At 66.6% G+C, this 14,632-nt stretch carries 12 protein-coding genes and 3 pseudogenes; 6 read left to right on the top strand and 9 right to left on the bottom strand.

The features are described 5' to 3' along the window. Both E1166_RS24095 and E1166_RS32755 read left to right on the top strand, forming a co-directional pair. Positions 1 to 2,321 (top strand): RICIN domain-containing protein (locus E1166_RS24095; RefSeq protein ID WP_207914465.1); only part of this gene is annotated, 2,321 nt, incomplete at its 5' end. Between the two features lie 425 nt (positions 2,322 to 2,746). Beyond that, positions 2,747 to 2,977: a hypothetical protein gene (locus E1166_RS32755; protein ID WP_347813038.1), complete on the top strand. Its 231-nt coding sequence runs from the start codon at positions 2,747 to 2,749 to the stop codon at positions 2,975 to 2,977. An 87-nt stretch (positions 2,978 to 3,064) separates the two neighbouring features. On the opposite strand, the gene E1166_RS24085 is transcribed toward E1166_RS32755, so the two are convergent. The 9 genes and pseudogenes from E1166_RS24085 to E1166_RS24055 form a co-directional block, all read right to left on the bottom strand. Next, a complete protein-coding gene (locus E1166_RS24085) occupies positions 3,065 to 3,703 on the bottom strand; it encodes a LysE family translocator (protein ID WP_132342247.1) in 639 nt (212 codons plus the stop codon). Between the two features lie 17 nt (positions 3,704 to 3,720). After that, a pseudogene (locus tag E1166_RS24080) lies at positions 3,721 to 4,965 on the bottom strand (IS256 family transposase). A 628-nt stretch (positions 4,966 to 5,593) separates the two neighbouring features. Continuing rightward, positions 5,594 to 6,682 carry a hypothetical protein gene (locus E1166_RS24075; protein WP_132342245.1) on the bottom strand — a complete coding sequence of 363 codons (1,089 nt, stop codon included), beginning with the start codon at positions 6,680 to 6,682 and terminating at the stop codon, positions 5,594 to 5,596. A 308-nt stretch (positions 6,683 to 6,990) separates the two neighbouring features. Continuing rightward, positions 6,991 to 8,577 carry a carboxylesterase family protein gene (locus tag E1166_RS24070; RefSeq protein ID WP_243710491.1) on the bottom strand — a complete coding sequence of 529 codons (1,587 nt, stop codon included), beginning with the start codon at positions 8,575 to 8,577 and terminating at the stop codon, positions 6,991 to 6,993. Further along, positions 8,578 to 8,799, bottom strand: a pseudogene (locus E1166_RS32250) (ATP-binding cassette domain-containing protein); the annotation flags it as partial. It lies immediately after the preceding gene. A gap of 213 nt (positions 8,800 to 9,012) precedes the next feature. Next, on the bottom strand, positions 9,013 to 9,150 hold the full coding sequence (locus tag E1166_RS31160) for a hypothetical protein (RefSeq protein WP_165944420.1): 138 nt from the start codon (positions 9,148 to 9,150) through the stop codon (positions 9,013 to 9,015). A gap of 199 nt (positions 9,151 to 9,349) precedes the next feature. Beyond that, positions 9,350 to 9,970 (bottom strand): response regulator transcription factor, encoded by a 621-nt coding sequence (locus tag E1166_RS24065; RefSeq protein ID WP_132342241.1) that lies wholly within the window; start codon positions 9,968 to 9,970, stop codon positions 9,350 to 9,352. Then, positions 9,967 to 11,313, bottom strand: coding sequence for a sensor histidine kinase (locus E1166_RS24060; protein WP_207914463.1), 1,347 nt, complete (start codon positions 11,311 to 11,313; stop codon positions 9,967 to 9,969). Before E1166_RS24060 ends, E1166_RS24065 begins: the two co-directional genes overlap by 4 nt. Positions 11,314 to 11,319: 6 nt before the next feature. Next, complete coding sequence (locus E1166_RS24055) at positions 11,320 to 11,622, bottom strand: ABC transporter permease (protein ID WP_243710490.1); 303 nt, start codon at positions 11,620 to 11,622, stop codon at positions 11,320 to 11,322. Positions 11,623 to 11,658: 36 nt separating this feature from the next. On the opposite strand from E1166_RS24055, the pseudogene E1166_RS24050 reads away from it, so the two are divergent. From E1166_RS24050 to E1166_RS24035, 4 genes and pseudogenes are all read left to right on the top strand, one after another. Further along, a pseudogene (locus E1166_RS24050) lies at positions 11,659 to 12,123 on the top strand (transposase); the annotation flags it as partial. Between the two features lie 530 nt (positions 12,124 to 12,653). Then, entirely contained in the window at positions 12,654 to 13,079 is a 426-nt protein-coding gene (locus E1166_RS24045) for an ATP-binding protein (RefSeq protein WP_132342239.1), read from the top strand. Further along, on the top strand, positions 13,076 to 13,414 hold the full coding sequence (locus E1166_RS24040) for an STAS domain-containing protein (protein WP_165944421.1): 339 nt from the start codon (positions 13,076 to 13,078) through the stop codon (positions 13,412 to 13,414). The genes E1166_RS24045 and E1166_RS24040 overlap by 4 nt, the downstream gene beginning before the upstream one ends. Positions 13,415 to 13,567: 153 nt before the next feature. Continuing rightward, entirely contained in the window at positions 13,568 to 14,461 is an 894-nt protein-coding gene (locus E1166_RS24035; protein WP_132342235.1) for an IS5 family transposase, read from the top strand. Positions 14,462 to 14,632 lie beyond the last annotated feature (171 nt).

The following is a 14,632-nucleotide window of genomic DNA, read 5'->3' as shown; positions in this document are numbered from 1 at the left end:
CACCCACCCCCTCGCCAACATCCGCCAAGCCCGCGCCTGTCGCGGCGGCCCCGCCTGCCATCAGGCCGCTCACCTCCGTCCCGCCACCGATTTCCAAGGCGAAAGTCGCGCAGCCGACAGCCCAGTCCACCAAGGCCGCCCTCTCCGGCGCGGCCGCTGAAGCCGCCGCCGTCGACGACGGCCTGCCAACCGACGAGCTGGCCAAGGTCCGGGCCGCCCGCGAGATCGGCATCGAACCCGAGCCCTGGGTGCTCGGCCAGACCGACCGCAACTTCGTCTTCTGGATCTGGCAGCAATCCGCCGGCTACCCGCTGATCCGCACCGCCGCCGAACTGACGCTCTCCACCGACCTCGCCACCATCGACGCCGCCTGCAAGCAATTCATCCTGCACGGCATCTTCGATGCCAAAATCGCTGACGACGCGAAGAAGATCAGCGACGAGGCCGCCGCCCGCGCCGCCCGCGACCTCAAGCGTGCCGCCTACGCCGCGGCCGGTCTGACCCTCGACACCGAAGGCCGCATGCTCCTACTCTCCGAACGTGACGCGGTCATCGAGATCTGGAGCAGGGCCGCCGGGGCCCGCGTCAAGGCCGCCGCAGCCGCGGTCATCAACGGCACCCCCGCCCAGCAGCACGAGTTCCTCTCCACCGGCGTCAAGGCTGCCGCCGAACAAGACGTGCAGGACGCGATCGCCGCAGCCGAGGCTGCCGGCGCCGCCGAACAGGCCCGCCTCGCTCGCCGAGGGGCCATGACCGCTGCCGCCGCCATCATCGGCTTCGTCGCCGACGAGGGCAAGCTCGCCATGACCGACGACAACTTCATCCGCTGGGTGTGGCAGGTCGTCGACACCGACGCGAACCGTATCGAGATCAGCGCGGCCGCCGAAACCGCGCTGCGCAGCAGCAACCCGGCCGACTGGCGCAGATTCATCGACACCGGTATGCGGGAAGCCGACCGCCGAGACCTCGACCGAGAGCTGGCCGAAGCCGAGGCCGCACACCGCCAGAGCGCCAACAACATCAAGACCAAGGCAGCCGCCGACGGCGAGGACAACCTCGTCACCGCCGCAACCCAAGCACTGGCCGGCGACGTGGGCGCCGTCCGGAACTTCTTGACAACCGGCCGGTACCAGGTGCCGCCGGACTCCACCAACCGGCCCAGTGCCAAGTCCTGGCAGTGGACCAACCTGAACTCCGGCAAGTGCCTGGCCGCCGAGGGCGACAGTCTCACCAACGGCAAGGCCGTGGTGCAGGCAAACTGCGCTGACAACGTCAAGCAACGCTGGCTGGCGATGCGCGTCTACGGCAGCACTGATCTCTACCGCATCATCAACGCCTCGGACCGCACGAAGTGCGTCAGCCTCGCCAGCCCTTCGACGGACCTCGGCATCAAATTCGTCATCCGCACCTGCGACGGCCAGACTGACCAGAATTTCCGATACAACAAGCCGGCCGGCGGCGACAATTACGTCTGGCTCAACGCGTTCGGCGGCCGACCAATCTACATCCTCGGCGGGAGCAAGGACGCCGGCGCCGGCGCCGTCACCGGGTCTGCGCTTATCACAGCCGTGCATAAATTCTACCCGACCAACACCGAGTTGCAGGCCGGTGCTGAGCTCTCCGACGCCAAAGCGCTCAACTCGCACCTCGGTCACACGCTGCAACTCCAAAGTGACGGCAAAATTGTCCTCTCGAAGGGACCCAAGGCCGTCTGGACGCCTGGGGCCTTCACCGGCGCGCGCCTCACCAACCAGCGCGACGGCAACCTCGTCCTCTACAGGGCAGACGGCACACCGGTGTGGGCGTCCGGAACCCACGGGAATGGGCCGAGCACACTGAAGCTGCAAAAGGACGGGAATCTGGTCCTCTACCGCAACGAGAACGGCAAGGCCACCTGGTCCATTGACATCTTCGACATGACCGTCGTCAGTCACTTGAACGGCAAATGCCTCACCGTGCCGGACGGCAGGTTCGAGGACGCCGCGCAACTGGAAATGCGGACCTGCACCGGTAGCCCTTCCCAGCAGTTCATGTGGTTGCCGAATGGCAGCCTCGTCAGCTTCAACAGCAAGTGTGTTGACGTGTGGGGCAGCAATCCGGCCGACGGCACACCCATCGTGCTATACACCTGTAACGATACCGGGGCGCAACGATTCGGCTCGGATCCATTTGATCCCCTCATGACAAATAACGAGACTGGCAAGTGCATGACCGTCGCGCACAACAATGCAGCCGACGGAGCCAAGGTTCACCAGTGGCTATGCCACCGGGGACCGAGCCAGTTGTGGAGATGGGTTTTTCATTCCCCGCCACGTGCGTGACACTGCTACCCGCAACCAGCCTATAGGCGCACATGATCGGGACGGTCGCCGCGCGATGAGCTCGCGGCGACCGTCGCGCATCCCGACGGCGAGCAACGCCGAAGGGCTGGCCCTACTACGGCAGCCGCCGTTTGACATCTTGCTGGTGAGGTGCGGTGGACGCGAGGCGGCCACCGTGTGACTGGGGGTCTACGTCCTGAACGGCACCCTACGCGCCCTGCGACGCCTCGACCACGGCGGGCGGCATCGTCTGTACGTTGTGGATATATCTTCAGATCTGGCGGTAGCCGTAGGCCACAGCATCGCCCCTACCGCGTGGGAGCGGGTTCTGGCCGGGGTGCTGGGCTGCTTTGCGGGCCGGTTCGGGCGGGTGGAGCCGCGGCAGGAGAGTCTGTGACCGTTCTGCTGGCTAACCTTCACATGACGTGGTGGCCGCCTGGTTCGGAGTTCACCGCTCGACGATCACCCGCAGTGTCGCCGAGGTACGGCCGCTGCTGGCCGAGCGTGGCTGCCGGGTGCACGACGGCGTGCGGAGGAATTGTCAATATCTGTGGATGGGCAGTAGCTGTTGGGCCGCCACGGATGCGATCGGTCATTCGACGGGTCAATTGTTGATCAGCTTAGGGCCGGCGATCTACCCACTTCCTCGGTTTTGACATCAAGGGGATGCGTAAACGGGGAACGGACGACGTTGCGCCGAAATCTGTGAGAGTTGGGCGACGAGATCCCGCCGACTACTTGGCCTAGTCCTTGCGGCCGCTGACGGCCAAACCGACGCCGAGCCCGACCATCGTGAGACCCGCCGCGCCGCCAACCAGGTCCAGGCGCCGGGCCGAGCGGGCGAACCAGGACCGGACCGTACCCGCCGCCACGCCCCATACGGAATCCATCGCCAGGGCAATCACGGCGAACACTGCGCCCAGGACCACCATCTGAAGGCTGGCATGCCCGGCGGACGGGTCGACGAACTGCGGCAGGATCGCCGCGAAGAACACCACCGTCTTCGGGTTCGTCACCCCAACGATGAAGCCCTGCACCAGCGTGCGCCCGCCACCGATCGGGGCCGCCTGCGCCTCAAAGGCCTCCCGCAGCGCCCGACGATGCCGGATCGCCTGGACGCCGAGGTAGATCAGGTATGCGGCACCGGCAAGTTTGATCACGGTGTAGACCACGGCGGAGGTCTGGACGATGGCGCCCACACCGACAGCGACGGCCGTGGCCGCGGTGAAGCTGCCAACCGCCCCGCCAACGACATTCGTCAGCGCGACCCGTCGGCCGTACGCCAGGGCGCGGCTGATTGCGAACAGCACCGCGGGACCCGGGATGACGATCAGTACGAACGATGCGAGCGCGAAGGCCGCCAAACGATCGGGCGATGGCATGCGGCCAGGCTAGACGATCAGGCAACCTGCTCGGCAGGGCGCTCGACGAGATGGCCGTTGACGAAGGTAGCGCCGGCGCGGATCAGGGTGACCAGGTGGGGTGCGTTGACCGCGCGCCAGCGTTGCTGAGCAGACTCGATCAGTTTGAACGCCATCGCCAAACCGGCGGCGCGGCTGCCAGGTCCCTTGGTGACGCGGGTGCGGTGGCGAAGGTCGACTCGATCGGGTTCGAGGTGCGCAGGTGGATCCAATGCTCGGCGGGGAAGTCGTAGAACGCCAGCAACTCCCCGAGGTCGTCGACGGCCTTCTTCACGGCCTTCGGAAACTTGGCGCCGGAGGCGTCGGCGAACCTCTTCGCCGCCGTTCGGGCGTTCTGCTTGTTTTCAGCGTTGTAAACCTCGGCGAGGGCCGCCTTCGCGCCGGGATGGGCGGACTTGGGCAGCGTCGACAGCACGCTGACGACCTTGTGCACCCAGTCGCGCTGGTGCCGGGTGTCCGGGAACACCTCCCGCAGCGCGACCCAGAACCCAACGCCCCGTCGCCAACAGCCAGAACCGGGGCGCGCTGCCGCGACGGACGCAGTCACGCAGCAGATCCGCCCACGACCCAGTCGATTCCCGGTAACCGTCGGCCAGGGCGACCAGTTCCTTGGTGCCATCGGAGCGCACGCCGACGATGACCAACAGACAGAGCTTGTCCTCCTCCAAGCGCACGTTGACGTGCACCCCGTCGGCCCACACGTACACGTAGTCGACGCCTGACAGGTCCCGGTCGCAGAAGGCGCGGTAGTCGTCGGTCCACTGCTTGGTCAACCTCGTGATGCTCGCCGACGACAGCCCGGCGGCCGAGCCCAGGAACGACTCCAACGCGGGCACGAAGTCCCCGGTCGACAACCCGTGCAGGTACAACAGCGGCAACACCTCGGCCACCTTCGGCGACTTGCGGCACCACGGCGGCAGCACCACCGACCGGAACCGCTTACGCTCACCCGTCTGCGCCTCGACCCGCTTGTCGTTGACCCGCGGTGCGCTCACCTCGACCGCACCCGCTGCGGTCATCACCTGCCGCGGCCCGGCATACCCGTTACGCACCACCAGCCGCCGGCCCCGCTCGTCACGCTCACCAGCCAGCTCGGCCAGATACGCGTCGACCTCCGCCTCCAACGCCGCGGCCAGCATCCGCCGCGCACCCTCCCGAACGATGTCGTCCAGCAGCGAGACGCCCTCACGCCTCGCACCATCCTCGGCGACTACAGTCAGCACCGGGCGTGCCTTCCCGACCGACGCGCCAACGTCGGCCTTAGCTCGAGACCTACACGATCAATCGGGAAGGTACGCCCTTTCCAACCGATCCACAGGTCTTGAGTTGCTCGCCGTCGGTTGGCCTACGGATCAGAAGGTTAGGGGTTCGAGTCCCTTCGGGCGAACAAGATCATAGAAGCCTGACCTGCGGAAACGCAGGTCAGGCTCTGTGCTTCTCTGTCTCTTGTGGACGTCTGGCTGCTCGGTGGCTGCTCGTCCGACGAGCATCCCCTGCGTCTCACCCCGTCCGGTGGGGTTCGGGTTGGTCTGGTCTCGTCCTGGCGACGACGGCGGAGCGAATCCGCAATTCCATCGATGGGGCGCCGATGGTCAGTGGGTGCTTCGCGGCTGAGCGTCGCTGTCGATGTGGGTGCACGCTCCGGCTGACCAGGAGCGTATGAGATTCAGTGAGAAGACCCGCCGCGGGTCTTCTCACTGAGTCTGATCTCGTTCGGGAGGGCGCGTCAACGCCGTACGGCGAGGCAACGCCAGTCTGGCCAGGGTGTGGGTTATCCAGCCTGCCAGGTGGGCGAACGCAACTGCCGGTGAAGGACCTGTCTGCCCTTCGCCACGTTTTGGTCGTGAGCGGCTACGGGCAGGGTGGCGTTCGGAATTCCACGCCGTCGAGGAAGTTGCCGATCGCTGGGCTACCGCCTGCGGCCGACACTGATTGGAAGGCGAATCGTGTGGTGGTCTGTCCCGGCGGGACGACGTACACCCCGGTGTGGAAACCCCAGGCGGTGTTGTCGTCGGAGATGTTCGGGGAGGTGGCACCGATCGGGGTTTGCGGGACGGTCGCGGTTGGGGCGCCGATGAGCACCTGCATCACGTCGGTACCCAGGCGGCCTCGGTGATACAGCGACCAGGTCATCACTGTGCCCGGAACGGTGGGCAGTTCTTGGGGGCTGCCGGAGATCGTGGCAGTGCCGTTGCTGGGCGTCGAGACGCTGCTGAACCTCGGCGAGGTCGCCACGTCGTTGGCCAGGACGGGAACGCTGACCGACGTGTTCTGCGTGGTGGTGGCCGTGTCGTTGACGGCTCTGGTTGGTGAGATGGACTGCCCGTCGACGATCTGGATCGGGGGAGCGGGTGTGTTGTTTCCGAGCTGGCCCGGAGCGGCGATGACGCTGCTGATCCCGGTGGGCCGGATGGTCATGCTGCCCCCGATGGTGCCTTGCCTGACCTGGAAGGTGATGACCTTCGTGGGTGGGTCGGTCTTGACGCTGGGTGAGGTGATCGACAGGGTGTTGCCGCTGATGGTGCCGGTTCCCGACTGGCTGATGACGTCGGCGTAGGCCAGCAGTGAGGACAAGTCCCAGGTCGTGGTGTACCTGGTGACCAGCAACGGCCACTGGGTCGTCCGGTGGGTCAGCGTGACGGTGAAGGTGCCGCCTGGTGTGATCTGCCCGCCCCACAGCGAGGGGGCCGTATTGACCGAGACCGTCCCGCTCCCGAGCTGCATGCCCAGCGCGTTCTTCCAGTAGTAGCTGACGGGATAGGCCGCCTGCCCCGGCCGCACACAGGGCGGATCGACGGCTTGCGTAGCGTCCTGCCGCCCGCTCGTGGCCGCGTGCGCGCCGGTGCTGACCACCGCCTGCATCCCCAACGCGGCCAGAATCGTTAACGAGGCGCAGGTCAGCCGCCGGGTGGTCAGCGTCCATCTGGATCGATGTGACATCAGCCTAAATCTCCTATCAGCCATGAATGGTCATCTGCTCCCCCAAAACGGAGCATCCGCCCCGATCGCAAGGTAAGCGACTAAACCCCTATAGGGGGTGGCTGAGGCAAGTAGCCGACAGGCGACCTCTGGGAGCGAGACCCGGCGAGGTGGTTGTCCGGGCAAGGGCCGGTGACGCGTGAGCCGCTACGACGGCAGGCGGCGGCGGTGCTGGGTGTGCTGCTGATCGCATCGGCGTTTCTGATGGGTCGCGAGCCGGTGGGAAATTCCCCCAGGGGCGGCCGGCCGCCCCTGGGGGCTGTTGCTTGCTAGTTGGCGAGGCTGTCCCAGAAGGAGAAGTTGTGGGCGGTGGCGCGGTCGTACGGGCCAACGTGGCCGCGGCCGATACCGAGCTCTTGCACATAGGGGTCAGTCGCGGTTGCCCGTACCGGTTGCCACGACGGGAGGTCGCGGCCGTTGGGGTTGCCGGTCGTCACGAAGCGTGACCAGTAGCCGATCATCGTGTCGCCCAGCCGCCGCTGCTTCTCGGTCAGCGGGGGTACGTCATACGTGATGTCGAACAGGAACTGTAGTTCCGAGCCGTGCGAGGCCAGCGGATCGAGGCCGGGCGGGAAGGGGAACAGGGCGGGCGCGGAACGGTCGGTGAACTCGTACGCGAATGTCGGCATGTGAGCGGCGAAGAGCCGATCGTTCGAGCGAGCCGCCCACGCCCAGTCGAGATCGCTGATGATCGCCGCGGCGGCTTGTGCGGGCGAGCTGTGCGCCGATGACGGGTACTCGGCCAACACTTGAGGGGCCTGGTCGCCGAAGATCTGGGCGACCGTGTCACGGTACTGCTGCTCGGTGAGACCGGGGGAGAAGAGCAGCCCGAAGTAGGTGCCTTCGTCGCGCGTGATCCCGGTCAGCATCGGCATCCGTTGGAAGCGGCCCTGCGCCAACACTATCGCGGGGTCTTCGGGCAGCACTGCGGTGCCGAAGGCCGGAATTGGTAACGGTTGCTGCGCGAGCAGGTCGGCAACTGGCTTGCGCCGCAAGCACTCTAGTGCTGTCGCGGGGTCGGCGCAGCCCACCCTCGCCGCGATGGTCTGGCCGTGCGCGATGTGCCACGCTTGCGGTACCCACAAAGGAATATCGATGACCGGACGGAGGGCGCTCGCAGCAAAGGCGCCGTGCGAGCAGAAGGCGCTTTGCGTGATGGCTTGCTGGAACAGGCTGGCCGCTGGCGGCGAAACCAGCTGGGAGCACACGGAATGCGAGCCCGCGGACTCGCCGGCAAGGGTGACCTTGCGCGGGTCACCGCCGAACGCCGCCACGTTGCGTTGCACCCATCGCATGGCCGCCTGCTGGTCTTCAAGGCCAAGCGCCCCAGCGTCTTCCAGCCCGGGGTGGCCGAAGAAACCGAACACGCCGAGCCGGTAGTTGACGGTCACCACGACCATGTCACCGCGTACGGCCAGCCTGCTCGGGTTGTACACGTCGCCGCCACCCGTGGTCAGACCACCGCCGTGCAGCCAGACCATGACCGGCTTGAGGTGACGGCCAGAAGCCGACCTTGGTGCGGTGACGTTGAGGTACAAGCAGTCTTCGCTTTCGCTGCGGGGCAGCCCGGCAAAGTCAGTTGATTGCGCGCAGCGGTCACCGGCTGCGGTCGCGTCACGGACACCGTGCCATGGTGTGACCGGTTGCGGTGAGCGCCAACGCAATTCGCCGACCGGCGGGGCGGCGAACGGGAGGCCTTGGAAAAGCCGATAGTCTTGGGCGGCAGTGCCTTTCACCCAACCGGCATCGGTGCGCGCGATGGGGTGGCGGGTCTCGGCCGCGGCCGCGTTGGGCACGGCCACCAGTGCGGTGATCAGAACGAGCGCGGCGATCAACGCCTTGAACAAAGGTCTCATGACCTCGACGTTATGCGCGTTCCAGTCGAGTCCCAGCACAGAGATCGAGCCCGAGTCGGGCATTCGCAGCCCGGCGATGCTCCCGACGGTTGTCGTCTTGCCAGCGCCGTTGGGCCCGATGATGCCGAAAATCTCTCCCTCTTCGACGGTGAAAGAGACGTCATCGACGGCAACGTGCTGCCCGTAGCGCTTGTGCAGATTTCGTACTTCTAGTGCGGTCACACCGCGAAGCTACGGGCGCACCGCACCCCACCACGTCGACCGTCGCGTCTGAGCCTGGGTTGATTCGCGCCTCCACCGTTCGGTGGATCTACAGCACCTTGCGGTGCGCCCGAAGCCCTGTTGGTTGTCGCGCTATCTGTCGCCGCGGCACGCGGCTGACCTGGGGGACGGAGGTGGGACCGACATGCTCGACTCCCGCGCCGGACCCAGTGCTCAGATCAGCTCAGCTTCGAATGCGCCGCGAGCACGGCGATCGGGCTCCATCAGCTGGCCGGTGACCTCCAGGCCGAGGTCGTCCAGGCGGGTGAAGGTGGTCAGGTCGGGGCAGGAGCAGGCAGTAGCGTCAGGCACGTCGAGGTCTTCCGGATGGGTGGCGTGAGAACTCCCATCATCGGAAGACCTCGACTCTCACCCAGCGAGCGACGCGCCAGCAACCCCTACACCCCGTCTGCGAAGAGCCGCATTGCCGCGACCTGGCGAACGTTGTCGTCCATCCCGATCTCGATGCCGCTCGCGACGGTCCTGCCGTGCGGTGGCCAGCAGCGGGGCGTCACGTGAGCAGGCGACGGCGGTAGCCCTCGGCCACCGCCGAGGCACGATCACGAACGCCGAGTTTGTCGTAGATGTGTTGCAGATGAGTCTTGATGCTCGCTTCGCCGATGAACAACACTGTAGCGGCCTCTCGATTCGAACTGCCGTTCGCGACCAATTGCAGCACCTCCTTCTCTCGATCGGTCAGTGTGCCGGCGCCAGGCCTGCGAACCTGCCCCATAAGGTGCTGTGTCACCGACGGCGCGAGCACAGACTCTCCACGCGCGGCTGCACGGACGGCTCGCATCAGTTCGTCGGGCAGAGCATCCTTCAGGAGATAACCGATCGCACCCGCCTCGATCGCCGGCAGGACGTCGCTCTCGCTGTCGAAGGTGGTCAGGATCAGCACTCGGGCACTCGGGGCCCACTCGCGAAGGGCCGCGGTCGCGGCGACGCCGTCCATCCCGGGCATTCGAAGGTCCATGAGCACGACATCCGCTGCCAGCACCTTCGCACGCTCGATGCCCGCGGCGCCGTCACCGGCCTCACCGACCACGACGATGTCCTCGGCGTCCGCAAACATGTCGCGAAGACCGCCCCTCACGATCGGATGGTCGTCGACGATCAATAGTCGAATCATCGGTCGGTCTCCTCCTTTGCTCGCGCACCCGCGGGGGCGATCGCCGGAACGCGCGCACTCACGGATGTCCCTTCACCCGGTGCGCTCTGCACCTCTACGTGACCGCCGACGCCTCTGATGCGCTGGCGCATGCTCGTCAGGCCGAAGCCGGTGCCGACCCCTTTCGCGAACCCGCGTCCATCATCCCGCACATCCAACAGCACCTCGGTGCCCGTGTACGACAGCGTGACACCGACGCGCGAGGCATCCGCGTGCTTCGCCACGTTGGTCAGCGATTCCTGCGCGACCCGGAAGAGCGACACCTCGATCGCCGGGCTCAGTGGCTCTCGGGCGCCGGTGACCTCCACCTGCGCTCTAATCCCCTCGTCCTGCGACCATCGCTCGGTCAGCGTGCGGAGCGCGTCGGGGAGGTGCGCTCTGGCGAGTTCCTGGGGAGCGAGCGCCCGCACGGACCGTCTGGCCTCGGTCAGGCTGCTGCGCGCGAGCCGAAGTGCCCGCGTAACGTGCTCTTCCGTCTCGCCCTGCACACTCGCGGAACGCTCCGCGGCCTGGAGTTGCGTGATGATGCCGGCGAGACCCTGGGCCAGCGTGTCGTGGATTTCGCTGGCCAGCCGCTGCCGTTCGTCCTGTGCCCCGGATTCACGGGCCTGGGCGACCAGTTGCGCATGGAGCCCGGCGTTCTCGTGCAGTGCCGCCTCGAGTCGCTCGACGAGCTTTTCCCGCTTGCGTTCTTCTGGTTCGCTTCGCGCCGTGAGCAGGATGCCCGCCCCGATCGCTGCGGTCTGCACGGCGACGATCAGGATGAACTCCGCGAGCGTCTCTGGGGTCGGGTTGGCCCACACTCGCATCGGCGAGCCGTTGAGGGCCACGGAGGTGGCCAGGACTCCGAGCATCCCCAACGGCCATGGCTTGAGCAAGTACGCGTGGAAGAAGCCCGTAATGGTGAAGACGAGGAAGATGTCGGAGTACGTCATGAGGGTGACGCACAGTGCCAGCAGTCCGACGAAGTAGATGGCCATCGGCACGGGCCGGAGCGTCCTTCTTTTGATGGGCAGTGTGTGCCCGAACAGCACCCACAGCACCGAGACCGTGACCAGTCCGAGGACGGATGTGCCCTCGGGCCAGAAGCGTTCACCGGAGGCCGGAAGCACCCACGAGAAGTAGATCGCCGTCGAGATCGTCAGCAGCAGCCACGGTGTGAACAGCTGCAGCAGGTCCCAGACCCGCAGCTGCTCCTCTTTCCAGGCCAACCGGGAGCGATTCGCGATCTCTGCTTCCTCCGCGATGGCGGATTCGTGCGTACTGGAGCTCGGGCGCTCACCGGCTCCGGCATCTCCCGTCATCGTCACCTACTCCCAGCGGAAGAGCTTCGCGGCGATCGCGCTCGCGATCACTGTGATACCCGCCATTATGGCAATCTGCAGCCAGAAGGGCTGCCCACCAGCGGTGGCGGTGATCTCGCCCGCTTCGGCGGACCACGCCGCGGTGAGAGCCTGCAGCCCGGGCGGAATGAATTCGCCGACCTCGCGCAGCAAGTCGGGCATGAGGACACGGGGCAGGAAGGCCCCGCCGAAGAACATCAGCGCAACGAACAGGAGGGTGCCGATCTGGCTCGCGGCACTGCTCGTGCGGACCACCGCCGCGGAGATCATGCCGAGCCCGAGCAGTGCCGCATAGCCGACGATGAAGGCAAGGACGACCCGCTCTGCAGCGCCCGCCGGACCCTGCACACCGGAGCGGATCTGCTCACCGACCGGCAGAAGGACAGGCTCACCGCGCTGTTCGCCGACGAGGCACATCTCGAGGTCGAAGCGACCTTGGGGATCTACCAGCGGATGATCGCTGCCTACCGCGAGCCCGACCGGACGAAGGGCCGGGAGCTGATGGCCAAGCTGATCGGTTCCGTCAGCAGCGGAGTCCCGGCCGCGCTCACCGAGATCGTGACCCTCGGCCGGACACTGAAGAAGCGTGCCGCCGACGTACTCGCCTACTTCGACCGGCCCGGCACGTCCAACGGACCCACCGAAGCGATCAACGGACGGCTCGAGCACCTCCGCGGCTCCGCACTCGGCTTCCGGAACCTGACCAACTACATCGCCAGATCCCTGCTCGAGACCGGCGGCTTCAGACCGCACCTACACCCTCGATCGTGAAGAGCCAGTATTCCTCGGTTGCGCACCGATGTTCCCTTCGATCTGGGTTAGGACGACGAACACCATGCGCCGGGGCATGTCGGTACATGGCGACCGGGGGTGAATTCTGGCTGGCACCGGGGAGCCAGCCGAGAAATGCTGCGGGGCGGGAGTCGTGGCGGGATCATCGTTGACGGACCGGGCGCGCTGTGGATCCCATTTGCTGCGGCCATCGCGCTCGCGCTCGCGTGGGTCAGCGCTTCGTTCCGCACGCCACAGCCAGCCGCGGTCGCGGCATGACCCACCGCAACGCTCCACTCAGCACCTTCGGCATTCCGTACCGACGCCCTGCGCCGGCCGCGAGTAGCAGCCCGCTGATGGTCGTGGACACCGTGCCTCCTGCGTTGGCAGCCCTCACCAAAGCGCTGCGGATGTCCGGACGCGGGGGACCGAGTCATCAGGTCCTGAACTGCGAAAACGCGGGTCAGGCTTCGAGCTTGTCTGTCTCTTATGGACGTGCGGCGGGGTGCGGAGAACAGGACGTGCCGACTGTGAGCGAGTTGACCGCTCAGCTTGACCTGCCGTTGGGCGTCGATGCGCCGGCTGCGGCTCGTCATGCGATCAGTGCGGTGCTGTTTGGTTGGGGGTTCCGGGACGAGGGCTGGCTGGCGCAGACGGCGGTGGTGGTCAGCGAGTTGGTGACCAACGCGGTACGCCACGGCGAGGGCTGCGTGGCATTCACCATCGAGGCTCATGAGGGCCGGGTCGTGCTGTGCGTGGCGGATGGCTCGTCGGTGGTGCCCCGGCGTCGCGAGGCGGACGGTACCGGTGGGCGTGGGCTCGCTGTCATTGAGGCTCTGTCGGCTCGGTGGGGCGTTCGTGACCACCAGGGAGGTAAGCAGGTTTGGGTGGAGCTGGAGCCGTATCCCGGGCGGCCGCCCCTGAACGCAGGAACGGGCAGGGAGGGCACGGCGTGAAGATCGCTCGTCAATCCGACGGCCAGGTGGTGCGGCTGGTCTTAACTGGCGAACTGGACATGGCCACGACCAACATGCTGCAGGACAGCGTCGAGGAGGCCATCACCCTGGACCGACCCCGTCGGCTGATCGTCGATCTGACTGATGTGCCCTTCTGCGACTCCACGGGCGTAGGCGCGCTGGTCCAGGCCCAGCGGACAGCCGCCGGCTGCGGGATCTCCTTGCACGCCGTTAACCCGACAGGCGTGACCCGAAGAGTCATGCAGGTGACCGGGGTCCTTGCCGAACTGAATGTCCAGACTGGCGATTCGGACCGCGCCGAGGCGGTTACCTGACCAACTGAGCCGTGCGCGACGGGACCAACAACTAAGGCGTGTTTCAGAAGTCGTGGTGGCCGGTGAAGGTTACGGCGTGGCGGTGATCGATAACTGAAGAGGTCTCCGGTATCTGGTTCTGCGACCAAGCAAGAACTTCATACCGGAGACCTCGTGGCCAGCGTAGCGGTGACGAGGCGGCATGACCTCACCGACGCCCAGTGGCAGCGCCTCGCTGCGCTGCTGCCTGCCGCGTCGGGGAAGGGCCGGCCGCCAAAGTGGGAGAAACGGCAGCTCATCGACGGGATCAGGTGGCGGATCCGGATCGGGTCGCCCTGGCGTGACGTCCCAGCCGAGTACGGACCCTGGCAGACGCTCTACGGCCTGTTCCGTCGCTGGCAGCGCGACGGCACCTGGGACAAGATCCTGGCCGCGTCACAGGCCACCGGAGATGCGCAAGGCCGGATCACCTGGACGATCAGCGTGGACTCGATGACCAGCCGCGCCCACCAACACGCCGCCGGCGCCCGCAGGAACGGCCACCTGCAGAAAGAGCCACCCGGCGGCGTGCACGACGAACCCGCCGATCACGCCCTCGGACGGTCTCGCGGCGGTCTGACCACCACGACGCATCTGGCCTGCGAGCAGGGCCAGAAGGTCCTATCGATGGTCGTGACCGCCGGGCACCGTGGTGACAGCCCGCAGTTCATCCCGGTGCTGCGCCGTATCAAGGTGACCCGCCTCGGGGTGGGCCGGCCCCGCACCTGCCCCGACCTCGTCCTGGCCGACAAGGCGTACACCAGCCGCGGTAACCGCGCCTACCTGCGCAAGCGTGGGATCAAGGCGTGCATCCCCAGCAAGAAAGACCGGGACGCCCACCGCAAGGCCAAAGGCGGCCGCGGCGGACGCCCGCCGAAGTTCGACCCAGACCTCTACCGGATGCGACACGCCGTCGAGAACGGCATCGCCCGACTCAAACGCCACCGCGGCGTGGCCACCCGCTACGACAAGTTAGCCGTCCGCTTCCAGGCCGTCCTGACCATCACCATCATCTGCGAGTGGCTCTGACCCGCTTATGAAACACGCCTTAGCCGCGCCGGTTCGTTCGGAGCGGGGCTGTCTCGCCAACGGTGTTTCCGGCGGTCTTGGTTAGTAGGTTTCAGCGGCTGGGAAGCGGTCGCTGAAGGTGATGGCGAAGGCGTTCAACGCGGGTTTCCAGCGCATCGCCCATCGGGTTCT

Source organism: Micromonospora sp. KC213 (assembly GCF_004348325.1).
GTDB lineage: Bacteria > Actinomycetota > Actinomycetes > Mycobacteriales > Micromonosporaceae > Micromonospora.
The sequence above is the reverse complement of the archived record's forward strand: the minus strand, read 5'-3'. Positions and strand labels throughout refer to the sequence as shown.